This is a genomic window from Acinetobacter sp. HZNU-JH01, assembly GCF_037996845.1.
Taxonomy (GTDB): Bacteria; Pseudomonadota; Gammaproteobacteria; order Pseudomonadales; family Moraxellaceae; genus Acinetobacter; species Acinetobacter haemolyticus.
The window spans coordinates 2,870,983-2,883,984 of the sequence record NZ_JBBMZX010000001.1 but is presented as its reverse complement, the minus strand read 5'-3'; the positions used below and the strand labels follow the sequence as shown (position 1 = coordinate 2,883,984).

At 38.5% G+C, this 13,002-nt stretch carries 10 protein-coding genes; all 10 read right to left on the bottom strand.

Annotated elements, in window-relative coordinates:
* Positions 1–8: 8 nt before the first annotated feature.
* A complete protein-coding gene (tagF, locus tag AAC851_RS13595; protein WP_004640243.1) occupies positions 9–968 on the bottom strand; it encodes a type VI secretion system-associated protein TagF in 960 nt (319 codons plus the stop codon).
* 37 nt (positions 969–1,005) lie between these two features.
* Positions 1,006–4,806, bottom strand: a complete 3,801-nt coding sequence (gene tssM, locus AAC851_RS13590; protein ID WP_340600963.1) for a type VI secretion system membrane subunit TssM — start codon at positions 4,804–4,806, stop codon at positions 1,006–1,008.
* Between the two features lie 28 nt (positions 4,807–4,834).
* A complete protein-coding gene (locus tag AAC851_RS13585) occupies positions 4,835–6,256 on the bottom strand; it encodes a hypothetical protein (RefSeq protein WP_340600962.1) in 1,422 nt (473 codons plus the stop codon).
* Positions 6,256–7,251 carry a type VI secretion system baseplate subunit TssG gene (gene tssG, locus AAC851_RS13580; protein ID WP_340600961.1) on the bottom strand — a complete coding sequence of 332 codons (996 nt, stop codon included), beginning with the start codon at positions 7,249–7,251 and terminating at the stop codon, positions 6,256–6,258. Before tssG ends, AAC851_RS13585 begins: the two co-directional genes overlap by 1 nt.
* A complete protein-coding gene (gene tssF / locus AAC851_RS13575) occupies positions 7,215–9,023 on the bottom strand; it encodes a type VI secretion system baseplate subunit TssF (protein WP_340600960.1) in 1,809 nt (602 codons plus the stop codon). The genes tssG and tssF overlap by 37 nt, the downstream gene beginning before the upstream one ends.
* Positions 9,024–9,035: 12 nt before the next feature.
* Positions 9,036–9,512: a type VI secretion system baseplate subunit TssE gene (gene tssE / locus AAC851_RS13570; RefSeq protein ID WP_113996893.1), complete on the bottom strand. Its 477-nt coding sequence runs from the start codon at positions 9,510–9,512 to the stop codon at positions 9,036–9,038.
* Positions 9,513–9,586: 74 nt separating this feature from the next.
* Positions 9,587–10,090, bottom strand: coding sequence for an Hcp family type VI secretion system effector (locus AAC851_RS13565; RefSeq protein WP_161412309.1), 504 nt, complete (start codon positions 10,088–10,090; stop codon positions 9,587–9,589).
* A gap of 51 nt (positions 10,091–10,141) precedes the next feature.
* Positions 10,142–11,623, bottom strand: a complete 1,482-nt coding sequence (tssC, locus tag AAC851_RS13560) for a type VI secretion system contractile sheath large subunit (protein ID WP_113996891.1) — start codon at positions 11,621–11,623, stop codon at positions 10,142–10,144.
* Positions 11,616–12,119 carry a type VI secretion system contractile sheath small subunit gene (tssB, locus tag AAC851_RS13555; RefSeq protein ID WP_109440899.1) on the bottom strand — a complete coding sequence of 168 codons (504 nt, stop codon included), beginning with the start codon at positions 12,117–12,119 and terminating at the stop codon, positions 11,616–11,618. Before tssB ends, tssC begins: the two co-directional genes overlap by 8 nt.
* Before the next feature lie 16 nt (positions 12,120–12,135).
* Positions 12,136–12,882, bottom strand: a complete 747-nt coding sequence (locus AAC851_RS13550; protein ID WP_406741352.1) for a hypothetical protein — start codon at positions 12,880–12,882, stop codon at positions 12,136–12,138.
* Between the last annotated feature and the right edge of the window lie 120 nt (positions 12,883–13,002).

Below are 13,002 nucleotides of genomic sequence, written 5' to 3'. Positions count from 1 at the left end.
TCTCATATTTATTCATCTAAAAAAGTTTGTCGGAAAAGTTTTAAGCCTTGGTTCAGACTTAGCTGACGCTGACACAAAGATTGTTCCAAAGTTGCAAGACCCGCATTTTGCTCAAGATAGGCATCGATCCATTCTGCTTGAATAAGCGAAACCCAATGTTCACTTTGCATGTTTTGGGTAAACAAATCACTTAATGCCATGATATCTGCCCCTTGAAAGCCTATAAATAAAATCGGCTCTTCACGATGCAAAATACCAATCAAAAGCTCTGTATTGCTTTTCTGTAAGAATCGACCGATCATCCCGACCCAGAATGCAGCAATTTCATAACAATACATATGATTATTAATCGGCAAAATGAGTACTTTATTTAATCGACTGGTACCATTTTTTAAGATCGGTTGTAATAAAAGTCCTAAACCAATCATACTTTGCGCGAGCGTATAAACGCTAATTTTCATCAACTGTGCAAAAGAGTGCAGCGTATGATTTTCATAAAAGGCATTACATTCAGATGCCGTAAATAACTGTACGGTATTAGGTAAATTATTCAGTTTATCCAACATAATCGTGGTATCACGGATACTACGCAACACACGATTACGTTGAAATAAATCGACCAATACTGACTTATAATAATACGGTGCAAGCAATAAATTTTGATAAGGCTGGTCGACCTCTAAAAGTTGGCTCAACACCATTGGAAATGGTCGACCAGAGCTATCTTGACTCGCAATCAAGTTTGCAGCCAAAAACATCGATTCTGAGGGATTGCCAATAAAAAAATCCAGTGCAGGCAGAGCTTCATAACGTTGCTTAAAATCAGGTGACAACATGGCATGTTCTAAAGCCTCTGTAATCCACTGATCCAGCACTTGGATTAAAGCATATTGCCCTTTAGATTTAATAAAATCCCCTCGGGCTGGCGTCTTTCCATAATACAACGGTGTTGTTCTTAAGTGTTGCATACGCCCTCCCTCAAGTCTTGCGAGATCTTCCTAATCATCAACGTGCGCCTCCTTGAGATGGCGGGGTTGCTGCTGGTTGTGCATTTGTTGGTGTAGCTTGAGCAGAAACGACCCGAACCGCTTTTTCAGTCACAACCTTATCGACCAGTTGTAGACCTGCGTAGCCGCGACTCGAACCAATATTGCCTGAGCTATTGCCACTAATTAATCTAAAGTTCACTTTTAATGATAATGATGGATCAGCTTTGCTCTTCCAAACCATTTCAAAGCTACCATTTTGTTCTTTACGTTGTGCAGCATCGATTAAACGATTAATACCATATTCACCTGGCTCATCGAAAATAGTATGTGTTTGCCCTTCTAAATCAACCGCCGTAATTCGTGCTCCTGGTATCGCACCTTTATTCGGCCATACAAAGTTCACCCATTGCTGGATTCCGTTTTCATAGACCATACGTTGCCCATCAATATCGATGGTATATGACAAGAATTGAGGGTTTTGTAATGGATAAAATTGGAAGTTAGATTGATTCGATGCTGGCGCAGCCGCAGGCTGATCTAAACTGCCTGTCGCCATACCATTAATCGGTGCAACATACTGTTGGAATGCCATCACAAACTGTGGGTTTAAACTAATACCCAAATCTTTCCAAGTTTTAGACGTCAAAACATAGCCACGACGAATCACAAATGGATCTAAAGCCTCTTTGACAAAGCGAGAAATACTACCTGTTTCCCCAAAAATCTGACCAATTTCGTTACTGGTAGCTTGTAAAGTTACACTGCTATTAAATGGATATTTCTGACTAAGATTTGCTTGGAATGGTTGATAGGCTTGGATACCCCACAACTTATTTAACTCATCTTGTGTTGGTAAAATCAAACTTGAGAAGGCCTGCGTCAACGGACTCATCAATAATTTCTGAGCCACTTGTTGGTCAGCTTCTTTCATACCCACCATCATTTTCTCATCAACATATTTCTGTGTAATATTAAATACAGATGTTTGATCAGTAATGGTTTGTTTTACCAATGCCATAGCACTTGGTCCAATTTCTCCAGCTGTTTTCAGATCATTGAACTTACTACGCACTTGCGCAAGATTATTCATATATTCATCAAACAAGGATTTGTTTTGTAAATCATCACGTTTGCGTACCAACTGATAGAACATTTGGTACTCTTGTGAGATCGCACCTTGAGCATTATTCATGGCTTGAATGGTACGTTGATCATCAGAACTCTTCAAAACTTTGCGCTTAAACCAAGCAATGAAACCTTTTTCTGGAATGGCGAGTTCCGCTTGCACAATTGGATTATCCCAGTTGGTTTCAACTGCAATACGTTGCAATAAAACACGGATCGGCGAGTTTTGTGGCTCACCTAATACATCAATATGCTTCACTTGCTGATCAAACTTATCAGCTTTGGCATAGTAAATCCCGTTCAGGAATTTCTTCCATTCCGCGACATATTCTTGCTTATACAAGGCAACCAATTGCTTACGTATCTGCTCTGGACTACCAGAGAAAGTTAGGTCATCCGATTGGCGACTATTTAGCACCCAGTCTTTACTATCTGTTGGTTTATTCGCTGCATCATCAATCGCATGTTCGACATACTCATCCCAAGCTTTTTGCGTAAATACACCCGGTAATGCATAACTGCCTAAAACGATATTTCGATTTTGCTCACCGACGATTTGCCCAACAGTAACCGCTGGATAACGAACTGCTGCACGCATTTTGATTTCGTTATAAACACGATCACGTGCTGGCATACCGCGAATCACAGATAATAGAACTTGACGCGTTTGATCAACAACTTGAGCATCAGTTTCCAATACTGGGAAACCACTTTGATTCGCTAAAGTCATTGCATAGGAAAGGATTTTTTCCGCATCTTGAATCATCTCACCACGAGGCATCTGTCCACGATTGGCATCTAACCAAGATCTCCAGAAACGTGAAACCTGATCACTTAGATGACTACTATCCATATACTCAGGATTACTCATCATCAAATAGGCTTTCAGTGCGTTATAAGCATCTTGTGGATTACTATCCGATGGCTCTAAGTATTGTTGAGTTCTTGCGACTTGTTTAATTTCAACATTGACGTGATTTTCTTTTAAAGTTGCTTCATTCCCTTTCACACGTTGCAAATATTGAGCAATATTCTGCTGGGTTGGTGTCAATACAATCTGCTGAATACCTTTTAGATATTCAGTTTTTAAGCTTTCACGAAGTTGATTGCCCTGATACAAACCAAAACTAAATTTGAGTGGTCGGTTATCAGCGAACTCATCCAACTGCTGCAAACGTTCTTGTAAAATTAACAAGGATTCAAGCTGCGTCGACAATTGTTGTCCCGATGCTTTTTCTAAATGTACAACTTTATCTAAATCTGCTTGAACATCTGCAATTAACTGCTGGTTATTTCGATATGACCAAACCCAAACGCCTAGTACTAAAGAAACTCCCACCAAAGCCCCGATAAATGCAATATAACGCTGACGTTTTTTCGCAGGATTGATATGTTGTTTGACTAGATCTTTGTCGCGCAAAATGACGTTGGAAAAAAGACCTTGTAGGAAATAACCATGATTTGGTGCAACGGAATGTGATATGCCTTCTTGGTTGCTATTTGGAATTTGCTCCAATTGAAATTCTTGAGCAATATTTTCCGTCATTGGGCTTTCAATTACACCTTCTTGTAACGCACTGGTAAAATAGAAACCACGGAATACAGGTTGGAACTGGTAAGGATTTTCTTCGAATAAAGTACTAATGAAGCTCTTTAATGCTGGCTTTAATGTCTTAAACTCCAATGGGAAAGTCATGACACTTGGTGAAATATTTTGAGAATGACGACGACTTAAATGAGTTGTACTAACACTTTTTAGACCGTCATACAAAATGCTGTAATGTTTTTCAAATAATTCTACGGCATTGTGCGATGAACTTTGATCGTAGGGTAACGTTGCACCCCAAGCTTGATTATATTCCTGTGATTCATAGCAATCGAAAAACTCAGTAAAACCTGCGATCAAATCCATTTTAGAGAAGACCAAGTAAACGGGCACCACAACTTCAAGTTTTTCCGTTAAATCTTGAATACGTGCACGTAGATTTTTGGCTAATTTTAATGAATTTTCGGGGCTTTGGCTGACTAACTCAGCAATACTAACAATGACAATCAAACCATTAATCGGTGCTTTGGAACGATTTTTCTTTAAAATATTAAGAAAACCTAACCATTCAGAATGATCTTCTGAATAAACCGAATAACGTCCAGCCGTGTCTAATAAAATCCCCTCTGTTGAAAAGAACCAATCACAGTTACGTGTGCCGCTTAAGCCTGCAGACACCATTTTTTGATGCGTTTCTTCAAACGGGAACTTCAAACCAGAATTATAAATCGCAGAACTTTTTCCTGCCGCAGGATTACCAATGACCATATACCACGGCAACTCATACAACGCAGCATTGCCCTTTTTGTCACCAAGCTTTGACTTACGAATCAATTGAATTGACTCTTTCATTTGCTGCTGAATTAATTGTAGTTCAGCTTTATCTTTCTGTTGAGCTTGCTCAGCACTCGTATTTTGTTCAATGGCATTGGCTAATTCTTCACCCTGTGCAGCATGGCGTCTTCTCTGGATTAACCAATAAATGCCATAGATAATTAAACCAAGCACATAAGCTGCGACCAAGGCGAAAAAAATGTGGCGCGGAATAACTGAATATGACGAAATCAGAGCAACAAGCAAGGACAAGGCAATGATTGCTTTAGGATTGGTGATGTACTGCCACAGATAACCTAAAATGATGTACATTGAGTTCTCGAATTCTTAAAAAAGTTAATCAATCAGCAATTGCTACACTTTCCTGTTCCATCGGAAGTTCAGGAAAAGTTTGAATAAATGCTTTTAAATCTTGGCCATAAATAAAGGCAACCTGAGGATCTGGAAACTGAGCACCCAACATTAATCCAAAGATTTTTGAAAGGTTTTGAGTTTGTCCAAACATCGGTTTGCAATAAAGATAGTGATGCGGCTCTATTGGAGTTTGAGCAAAGAATTGTTCAAGCTTTTTGACCACTTTAGGGTTTTCTCCATCTTCGAGCAGCAGAACAAAAGGCTCTTCATTGTCGTATTGTGGTAAATCATGGATATTTAGCTCTTCAAAAATTTGATTTAAATTATTTTGATTTAATACAAGCTTTAATGTTTTCAAAGGTTGCAACTGTTCTATTTGTACGGCGGGATGTGCAACGCAACAACTACTGACAAACTCAGCTGGTATATAAGTTTTTTTCCCTAACAGGCGCTCATCCAAAATATCTTGGTCGATTTCGGAATCCGCTGTAATGATTAAGCTCAGTTCGTTTGGTTGTTTCTGAATACGTTCAAATAACTCAACCGTTTGCTGAACAACGGATGCCCCACTGACAAAGTGATACTCAATATGGAATTTCTGGGGAATGATGCCCAAATCATAAAAAAATGCCTGAATGATTTCATTACTACTCAAATCATTCCATGTATGAATCACGTCCTCAGACAGTAAAATATGCAAATTTAACTTATCTAAACGATAAACTTGTTCAACGGGTTTGGTTTCTGTTTCGTCACCCTCTGAATGCGTAGGGTCAATCCATGCAGGATGCATACGATATTCATGCAAATTCTGACTTTCATAGAACAGACTAGACTGCTTTAAATGATCAGCGACAGACGATAAAAGTGATTGATGGGATTGCAGCTGATGCTGGATCAATGCCATGATTCGCTGCTGTTGAGTCGTGATAAATTGCATCTCTTCTGAGACATCTTGACTCAATACTTGATCTAAATCTTCAATTCGATAGGATAAAACGGGCAATCCAATTACACTTGATAATTTAGAATCTAACAGAGGACTCGCAAGGGATTTTATCCCATCAAGAATTGCATCATTTTCACCAAGCGCGCAATAAGCCCCAGCTGCATAAAGATTAAGGGGCAACCACGTACTTTCTGACTGACTCGTTACTTCAGTCAACTCGTGCTCTTCACTTTGCTCAGCAGCCAAAGCTTGCTGTTTTTTTTCTTTATGTCTCTGATAGAAATGATAAATCAACCACGGCGAAATAAGTACCGTGCTAATCAACAATGGTAAAAAGACAAAATAGTGAAGCAGATCATTAGCATCAGGTTGAAATTGGGTGTCGCGCCAGAAATAAATTACGACAAAGCTGACGATAAAAAAACAACTTAACAAAAGCAGTAAAAATTTCTTAATCATTATGCTGCCCCTAATAGTGCATAACGAGTTTCAGTGTTATGTTGTAATTGCTCAGATGGCATAAGAAATGCCCCTTGTCCAAGACCATTTTCGTGTGTCGAATTTAAACTCGTTGGCCCAATCTCGCTTTTATCAAGTATTAAACGCACATCAATAAATAAAGTTGGGCTACACCATGTCTGAATTAAATGTTTGAGTTTTTTATTTAAAGGTTGCTCTGGTAAAAAGGCTAAATACTGTGCTCGCTTTAATGGACCAATTTGGATTTCAATTTTTCCATCAATCTGTTGTACCGTATCACCACAAAACGTATTTACCCCTAATAAACTTGATGTACTTCCACCCAAACTGGTTTTTTGCTCATCCCCCAGCTTAAATGTTTCTTTCACGAATTCCTGAATATGCACCTGCTCATTAAACACACAGGCTAATACCGTTTTTAATGCATGAGCTGTATTGTTTTGCCCCTGCATCAACCCTGAAAATTCTGCAAAATATTCTTCTAAATCCTGTTGTTCATGTTGTGAGCGGATATAGCCATTTAAAGCATGCAGAATATTCAGATAATGATTTTCTGATTCAATTTCATAACGGATTGGCAAATTGTAGACCAAACTTGCATCTACATATTTTGCCGTCAACGTATGATTGAATAGACCAAGAAACTGTTTAACTTCTTGGCGCTGTTGTCTCGGACTTTGTTTCAACTTATTGGTATAAGTATAAGGCAATGCACCTTGTGTACCTGTCAATCCCACCACCAAATTGGTGAGATAAATACGTTCATCTTGATAGCTCAGTGCTTCAATCTCAGTTACTGGAAAGCTTAAGCTGAATGACGTCTCAAACTTAAAATCCTCTGACCAATCTTTTGGCAAAGAGGTATGAGGCACATGACGCAATAATCGCGCTGATTGAATAAACTCAAAAGAGCCTGCTTGCTGAAAAAGCTGATCAACTACAGAAGCATCTTGCCACCAACGTTCTGAACGCATTGGTATATCTCCTGCTGATTGCTACTATCTTTGACAATGACATCGACAAAGCTATTGATCTGTACTTTAAGATTAAAAATATGGCTTAATAATTGACTAAAAATATATAGACTGTGCCCACGGAACACGCTGCTGTTTATACTTAACTCTACTTTCACGCCTCGAACAAACATGGGAAATGGCTTGGCATTGACTAACTTGTTAGCTGTTGAAAAACTTAAAGTCTTCAATGCATCGATCAATAAAATATTTTCTTTCGAATGCGGTAAGTTATACAAAGCCAATAATTCTTTCACATGGCTTAAGGCATCCCCTTTCATTAAAGCCAAGGTATTTAAAGATAAATGTGAAATGATCCGCCACTGTTCATTTTTATTCTTATCAAATTCAAAAGGTGATGTCGGACGTTTAAGAATTAAAGCACGTCTCGCTAAGCTGCTATCATTCAAATTTAAAATATTGTTGCTTTGTCCTAAAGCTTCGTGTGGTAAGTCACCATTTGAACACAATAATTTAGTACTAATAAAATCAGATTTGATTTCATAGGGTTTAAGATGTTTAGAAACAATCGAATAGCCCATCTGCATCGCTTGGGTTGCAGATGATTGATAATTTAAAGAATAGAAGAACTGAACTTTATCATTCTGATAATGGCTCATAGCAAAAAAAGGCAATACAGGAAGATAGCTTTGCTCCTTATTAGTCTTTTCACGCACCATATTCATTTCAATCACAGAATACACTTGATATAACTCAGGATGATGCGCATCTGTGATCAACGGATATTGTAATTGTGTATGAGTTATTTTTTGTGGTTCTGCTTGTTTTTCAAATAAATTAATTGCAGGTGTAGTAAATAATTTAAAATTGGCAATATTCAATTCAGAATAATTACGGACAACGGCTTGATCATTCAAATTTAATTTTAGGTGGATGAGGATTTCAAAGCTCTGCTCATGTTCACGTAGCATTCCCTTAAGTACACTCAAGTCCAAATTAAGATAATTAAACTTCTCTGGAAAACAAAAATATTCCATCAATAAACGATAAGCATGATGCGTATGCTGATCTACAGGCAATAAACTTTCTTGCTCACTGAACCCCATTACAGCAAATGGATTGGCAATTTCCATGCTACGCTGCCCAATACGAACAGCAAAACCCGTTTCTTTTTTTAAAATACTATCCAGAACTTGTAATGGAAAATTCGAAATCGCGTCCAAATAAATTGGTAACTTTTCTTCTAGCACCCAATGCGCATCATTAAAGATTTCAAACTTCATGCTTAAAGTCGCATTTTGGTTCAAATGCATATGCGTACTAGGCGAGGTTTGAAAATCCAAACCAGTTAAAGCAAGAGGTAATAATCGAACCTCATTGGTGGTATTAAATTCACATTGCACGCCTTTAAAACTACGTGAACGCAATGCTGTTTTTTGCGGAATTCGATGCACCTCAGTTAGCTGCTTAACTTTATTAATATCTTCAAAGCTAACCACGGTACATGCAGGGAAATGTCTCAAATACTGAGGAAACATTACCTCAAATAATGAATGGGTAAAGACATCGTAACTATCCGCAAGTTTTTTATCGATACGTGCAGCGATCAATGAAAAGGCTTGGATTAATCGCTCAATATGAGGATCATCGATTTGTTCTTGATTTAGTGATAGGCGTTGCGCAATCTTGGGATACTTCTGTGCGAACTCTCTGGATTGCTGACCGAATTCTTGTAATTCTTTTTCATAATACGGTAGAAGTTGTTCTATCACAGTTCTCTCACACTAAGCTCTTGCAGAAATAACATATTGTTGTGTAGTTGGTTTGAGTAAAGCATCAAAGAAAACAGGTTCATATAGTGGATGAATATTCAAATAGGCCTGAATACTTAAACACAATGCCCCCATATTATGTCCATCCAGCAACATCTCAACTTTAATCTGTCTCAATCGCGGCTCATGTGCTGCAATCGACTGCTCAATTGATTGACAAATTTTGTCTCGATCCAAAGGATTTGCAGTTGAAAGCCCAACAAAATCAATAATTCCAAATTGTAAAATTGATTTCTTCGCCAAAGGATACTCATCCATATCCACTTCAAATTGTGCAATTCGACTATTGAGAAGATCTTCTAAATCACGAGCAACAGATTCTCGCAATTGTTGAATTGACAACCCTCTTAAATAATCCTCATGCTCAGGCAATAAGCGATCAAATAATGTTGATCTAAACCCATATGGATATAAATGATCTAAATTCATGATGATAAAACAGAAAAATAAGAGAAATAGAGGTTAATAAATTATTAACCTCTATAGAAAAATCAAAATTCCAATTACGCAGCGTATGATGCTGTGTTATTAGAAAGTGACCATTTCTTAGTAACAGCACCTTTCGCAGTACCGTTAATGTCTTGTTGGTTATAAGTCCACTCAACAGCAGCATATTTCAAGCCGAACTGCTCAGTTGGAACACCTTCTTCATTAACAACTGGAGTCACACTTGATACAAGAACGTGCTTCAATTTGATTTGTAAATACTTAATACGCTTGTCACCGTTTGCACGGTAAAAATCGATCTGTACTTCATCAAACGTATAACCTGCTGAACAAGCTTCCCAAAGTTTTGGACTAGTTGCATCCAAATCTTTAACAAAAATCATATCATCATGTTCAACACGTTCAGCCGTATGGCCCCCTACGCTACTTGAAGTCGCAGACTTAGGTTGACGGATTTTATGAGACCAAGAGTTAACTTCTAGCCAACCTTTGTGCTCAGTATCACGAGATTCTCCGTCTACCTTGTACTTACCACGAAACTCAACGTATATATCTTTCATTTAAAAATTACCTCTGTTTATTTAAAGTTATTATCTAGCTGATCTCATTGTTTAATTTGAGGACTGCGGTAGTTCAGTCACGAGTCGTAAGGAAACAGACAACTCATCCAGCTGGAAATGTGGTCTCAAAAAGACCACTGATTTGTAGTGACCCGGCTGAGCAGGATCTTCTACAACTTTTACAGATGCTTCACGAAGCGGATATTGCGCTTTCGCTTCTTGTGAAGCACCATCATCAAGCAAGACATATTGTGAAAGCCATTCATTTAAGAAGGCTTCAACATTACCTGCTGATGCAAAGCTTCCCACTTTGTCTCGCATCATTGCTTTTAAGTAATGAGCGATACGAGAGACAGCCATGATGTACTGGATCTGACTTGATAGTGCTGAGTTGGCATTTGCCGTATCACTATCATATTTTTTTGGTTTTTGTGTTGATTGCGCACCAAAAAATGCCGCATAGTCGGTATTTTTACAGTGAACTAAAGGAATAAAGCCAAGATCACTTAACTCCTTTTCACGACGATCAGTAATTGCAATTTCAGTTGGACACTTAAATACCACTTCACCATCTGATGTTTTAAAAGTGTGAACTGGTAAACCTTCAACCAAACCACCACCTTCAACACCGCGAATAGCAGCACACCAACCATGCGCATCAAAGGCATTAGTTAGACGAGTACCAAAAGCGTAAGCCGCATTCATCCACAAATAATCATGGTGATCTTCACCAGTTACCGCTTCGATGAAGTTAAAACCTTCTGTTGCAGTCCCCTCTTTCGGGTGATACGGCAAACGACCAAGTACGTGCGGCATGGTAAGTGCAACATAACGTGAGTCTTCACTATCACGGAAAGAACGCCATTGAACATATTCAGCAGTTTCAAAGATTTTTGAGACATCACGAGGACGATCAATATCTGTAAATGACTCTAGTCCTAAGATATTTGGACTAGCAGCAGAAATAAATGGGGCGTGAGCCGCAGCAGCTACGTGTGAAATTTGCTCTAGCAAATACATATCCGATGGTGTGCGATCGAACTCAAAATCACCAATCAATGCAGCATAAGGCGCGCCACCAAATGAGCCATATTCTTCTTCATAAATCTTCTTGAAGAGTGTGCTTTGATCGAAGTCCGTTGCACCCTGAAAATCTTTAACCAACTCTTTTTTAGTCGTATTCAACATACGAATCTTAATCATTGAGTTAGACGGTGTTTCTTGGCAGAAGTAGTAGAGACCACGCCATGTTGACTCGATCTTCTGGAACTGCTCATGGTGCATAATTTCACTAAGTTGCTTGGAAATTAAGGCATCAATCTCAGCAATACGCTTATCAATCGATAAAGTCATATTTTCAGAAACAGTAATCGTTCCTGCCATTACCTCTTTCGCTAACTCACCAATGAGGCTTTTAGCTCGTACATGCTCATCATCATTACGGGCAATACGACTTTGTTCGACAATTGAGTCAAGTAAATGTGTCGATTCAGCTTCTAAATTTGATGCAGTTGCAGCTTGTAAATTACTCATTTTCAGCCTCCGCACTTAATTGACGAACTTGATCTGTATTTTTAAGTACTTCATCTAACAAATCTTCTAAACGTTCACTATTTGAAATTTTGTTGCGAAGATCCGTTAAACGCTCGCGTGCTTCAACCAATTTACGCAATGGATCAACTTGTTGTACAACTTGTTCTGGTCTAAAGTCTTCCATCGAATTAAAAGTTAAATCCACCGACATACGCCCACCTTCTTCAGTTAGCGTATTTTCTACCTGAAATGCAGCTCTTGGTGCTAAAGACTCCATTACCTCATCGATGTTATCTAGATCAACATTAATGAATTTTTTATCTTTCAGCTTGGTTTTCTCAAGCTCTGATGCCGCAGAAAAGTCACCCATGACCCCGACAACAAACGGTAATTCTTTTGATTCTTTACCATCTCCAACTTCAACATCGTAAGTCAGCTGTACACGAGGTGGACGAATGCGTTGCAACTTTTTCTGTACGCTTTCTCTTTTAGCCATAACTCTTTACCCTTGATTATTGTTTCAACGAAGCAAATGGATTCGTACCTGTTGGTCGAACAGCACTTGGTGTTGTGGTTGTTGGACGACTCGCTGGTGCTGTAGTCTGTGTTGCTGTATTACGCGGTGTTGAAGTCGCACGTGGTTTAGGTTGACTCACGGCACGACGGTTCGCTGTACTGGTGTTTCGAACTTCTTTTTTAGGCGCTTCTTCCACTTTCTTTACAGCCAACACACTTGCTGGCATGGCAGTGCGAATATTCTCACTCAATTCTTTGGCTGGTGGATAGGTCAACTCTTGACTTAGATAACGCACTTCTTCAGCACGCATTTGCTGTAATGCCGTGTTCGCCATTTCTACGCTAGCCAAGAAAGTAACATCTGTTAATAATGTGCCTTGAACATTTTTTTCATGCAATTGATTGGCAAGTGTCAAAGCATTCATCGGCTGCTTTAACTCATACATACGCATAGCAGCTTGAGCCAATAAATCATTCACTTTATTTGCATTGGATTTATCACAAACCTGTTGATAAATTTGAAGTAATTCTTGATCGGTTTGCCCTTCTAGCAATGGGTTTTGTTTAATACATTTTCTTTTTAATTTAACTGGTTTAACTGGCTTTGCTTTTTTATCAGTTAGGTTTGTCTCTTGATCAACTTGTTTAGATTCTTGATCAGCCAATTTCGTCTCTTGCTCTTCCGCATAAGCAAAACCACTTATTGCCATACAAAGAATTGATACTACAATACCTTTTTTCAAAATGTGCCTCATCATTATTTAACTTATTTAATTGATAGAGTCGACAATTATTGTTAAAAAACCCTCTTACTCATCAATTTTACTTACGTAGAATATTGTCGCGAATTTAACAAAAAAACG